General features: G+C 41.7%; 1 protein-coding gene. It reads right to left on the bottom strand.

Features of this window, described 5'->3' with window-relative positions:
* Positions 1 to 41: 41 nt before the first annotated feature.
* A complete protein-coding gene (metG, locus tag SMSK597_RS06360) occupies positions 42 to 2,039 on the bottom strand; it encodes a methionine--tRNA ligase (protein ID WP_001291391.1) in 1,998 nt (665 codons plus the stop codon).
* Positions 2,040 to 2,160 lie beyond the last annotated feature (121 nt).

Here is a 2,160-nt window from a genome sequence, read left to right as displayed (position 1 = left end):
AATAAAAAAACAGAACTAGCATGAACTAGTCCTGTCTATTTTTACCCAATCACACTTCCATTTGGTACAGCTGGATCAACTGTAAGAAGGGTTAATTGTCCATCATGTTCAGCTGAGAGAATCATCCCTTGGCTGACATATTTCTTCATCATTTTACGAGGTTTAAGGTTAGCAACGATTTGAACTTTCTTGCCGACCAATTCTTGTTCATTTGGATAGTATTTTGCAATCCCTGAGAGGATTTGACGATCTTCACCATCACCAGCATCCAAGCGGAATTGAAGCAACTTATCTGAACCTTCTACTTTAGACACTTCTTTGACTTCTGCAACACGAATTTCAACCTTGTCAAAGTCTTCAAACTTAATTTCTTCCTTGTTTAGTTTGAGTTCAACTTCATCTGGATTCCATTCTTTCTCGACTGCTGGCTTGTTACCTTCCATTTGTTCCTTGATATAGGCGATTTCTTCTTCCATATCCAGGCGTGGGAAGATTGGTGTTCCTTTAGCAACTACAGTCACACCTGCAGGGAAATCAACCAAGCTCAAGTTCTCAAGGCTAGCAACTTCTGATAAACCAAGTTGAGTCAAAACTGCACGACTGGTTTCCATCATAAACGGCTCAATCAAGTGAGCGACGACACGAAGGCTAGCTGCCAAGTGGCTCATGACACTTGCTAATTGGTCACGGAGTGCTTCATCTTTTGCCAAGACCCATGGAGCTGTCTCGTCTATGTATTTGTTAGTACGAGAGATCAGAGTCCAGACTGCTTCAAGTGCACGTGGGTAGTCAACTGCTTCCATGTAGGTGTGGTAGTCAGCGATTGATTGTTCTGCAACCTCAGCAAGAGCATGGTCAAACTCTGTTACACCCTCTACATAGGCTGGAATTTGTCCATCAAAGTACTTGTTAATCATAGAGACCGTACGGTTGAGGAGGTTCCCAAGGTCATTGGCCAATTCGTAGTTGATACGGCCTACATAGTCTTCAGGAGTGAAGGTTCCGTCTGAACCAACTGGAAGGCTACGCATGAGGTAGTAACGAAGTGGATCTAGTCCAAAACGCTCTATCAACATTTCAGGATAGACAACATTCCCTTTAGACTTAGACATCTTGCCGTCTTTCATGACAAACCAACCATGACCAATCAAGCGTTCTGGCAATTTGATATCTAACATCATAAGAAGGATTGGCCAGTAGATTGAGTGAAAACGAAGGATGTCTTTTCCAACCATATGGAAGACTGTTCCGTTCCAGAACTTGTCAAAGTTAGCGTGTTCGTCTTGATCGTAGCCAAGAGCTGTCACATAGTTGAGTAGAGCATCAAACCAAACATAGACAACGTGTTTTGGATTTGATGGGACTGGTACACCCCAGGTAAAGGTTGTACGAGAAACTGCCAAATCCTCTAAACCTGGCTCGATGAAGTTGCGAAGCATTTCATTCAGACGACCATCTGGAGTGATAAATTCAGGATGGGACTTGAAAAATTCGACCAAACGATCTTGGTATTTGCTGAGGCGAAGGAAGTATGATTCTTCAGATACCCATTCAACCTCGTGACCTGATGGAGCAATACCACCAGTTACATTTCCAGCTTCATCACGGAATACTTCCGCAAGTTGGCTTTCTGTAAAGAATTCCTCATCTGAAACTGAATACCAACCAGAGTATTCACCCAAGTAAATATCATCTTGAGCCAGCAAGCGCTCAAAGACCTGTGCGACAACTTTTTCATGGTAGTCATCCGTTGTACGGATAAATTTATCGTATGAGATATCTAGTAATTGCCAGAGTTCTTTAACTCCAACTGCCATTCCATCAACATAGGCTTGTGGTGTAATGCCAGCTTCTTCTGCTTTTTGTTGAATCTTTTGACCATGTTCATCAAGACCTGTCAAATAAAAGACATCGTAGCCCATCAGGCGTTTATAACGTGCTAGGACATCACAAGCAATGGTTGTGTAGGCAGAACCGATATGAAGCTTACCAGATGGATAGTAAATCGGCGTTGTAATATAAAAATTCTTTTCAGACATAATTTTTCCTTTCCAGGCAAATGAAACCTGTTTTTCTAACACTTCATTATATCACATTTTTAAGGATTTTCGATATGGAAATCTATACAAAAACAAGATAGACGAGTGTCCATCTTGTTGA

Source organism: Streptococcus mitis SK597, assembly GCF_000148545.1.
Lineage (GTDB): Bacteria > Bacillota > Bacilli > Lactobacillales > Streptococcaceae > Streptococcus > Streptococcus mitis_C.
Note: the sequence above shows the minus strand (reverse complement) of the source record. Positions and strands in the feature narration are given on the sequence as shown.

Bases quoted from the DNA above. Each gene is read 5' to 3' on its own strand.
- metG (WP_001291391.1), bottom strand. From the start codon at position 2,039: ATGTCTGAAAAGAATTTTTATATTACAACGCCGATTTACTATCCATCT.